Source organism: Dellaglioa sp. CoH-55-MRSF-8 (assembly GCF_056782195.1).
Genome location: NZ_JBXAYH010000020.1, coordinates 1 through 953 on the forward strand (window position 1 = coordinate 1; position 953 = coordinate 953).

Genomic DNA, 953 nt, shown 5'->3' on the forward strand with positions numbered 1-953 from the left:
GCTCGACACAGGTCAGGCTTACCTTGAAGAGACCAATACGTGGGGTGACATCATCTGGGGCCGGTGTAATGGCGTCGGTGAGAATCATCTTGGGCGTCTGCTCATGATAATTCGGTACGAGTTGCAACAAAGTTGTTGACATGTAGTAAATAGGTCGGTATAATTCATTTCGTCAGTTCTAGTTCAGTAGACAGAACGCCGGACCCATAGTCCGGATGTGCGTGGGTAAGAAACCCACGGAACTGACAGATGGGCCGTTAGCTCAGTTGGTTAGAGCAGCCGACTCATAATCGGTTGGTCACTGGTTCGAGTCCAGTACGGCCCACCAACATGGCATTGTTTTATCGATGGTGACTGTAGCTCAGCCGGTTAGAGTTCCGGATTGTGATTCCGGAGGTCATGGGTTCGAATCCCATCAGTCACCCCAATGGGAACGTGGGCAGAGCGGCTTAATGCAGGAAGGCTGGTCATAATAGACAAAGCCACCGTTGCCCGGTGCGTCAGGCAAATCCGGCACCGAGGTTTACCGTACGTTCGAATCGTACCGTTCCCACCCAACAGAATAGGAGGCGATCATGAGTAGAGTTCAGTGATAATCAACTGGAGGTCTCATGAAAGCAAAAGCATTTTCCCGTCGTGTAATCAGTTATGGTCCGGGCGGTTTCCATTGCCCGTGCTGCGGCCCGGCTCCGGGTGCGCGTCGAGACGAGCGGCAGCAGAATCGTCGTGTCCTCAATCGAGTGCTCGACAAAATAGAGCGTCAGGAACGAAGCGTAGAACACATCGATGTCGGCACCGTCAATGACTGGTGTTTTGACTGGGATTGGTACTACGATGCGTGGCCCGGTGAGCTGAGTCTACACGAAGAGTGGGAAGAGTACCGGAAGCAAAACAAGTAGTATGCGGATGTGGTGGAATAGCTAGACACGGGGGACTCAAAATCCCCTGCCGAA

At 52.7% G+C, this 953-nt stretch carries 1 protein-coding gene and 2 tRNA genes; all 3 read left to right on the top strand.

Translation table 11 applies throughout. The annotated features are described in order from the left end of the window. The first annotated feature begins 251 nt into the window (after nucleotides 1-251). The 3 genes from AC1RPW_RS07620 to AC1RPW_RS07630 all read left to right on the top strand — a co-directional run bounded on the left by AC1RPW_RS07620 (nucleotide 252) and on the right by AC1RPW_RS07630 (nucleotide 899). Nucleotides 252-328, top strand: a tRNA-Ile gene (locus AC1RPW_RS07620). Between the two features lie 22 nt (nucleotides 329-350). Then, nucleotides 351-427: transfer RNA gene (locus tag AC1RPW_RS07625), tRNA-His, on the top strand. Nucleotides 428-611: 184 nt separating this feature from the next. Further along, complete coding sequence (locus AC1RPW_RS07630) at nucleotides 612-899, top strand: hypothetical protein (RefSeq protein WP_289900983.1); 288 nt, start codon at nucleotides 612-614, stop codon at nucleotides 897-899. Nucleotides 900-953: the final 54 nt, after the last annotated feature.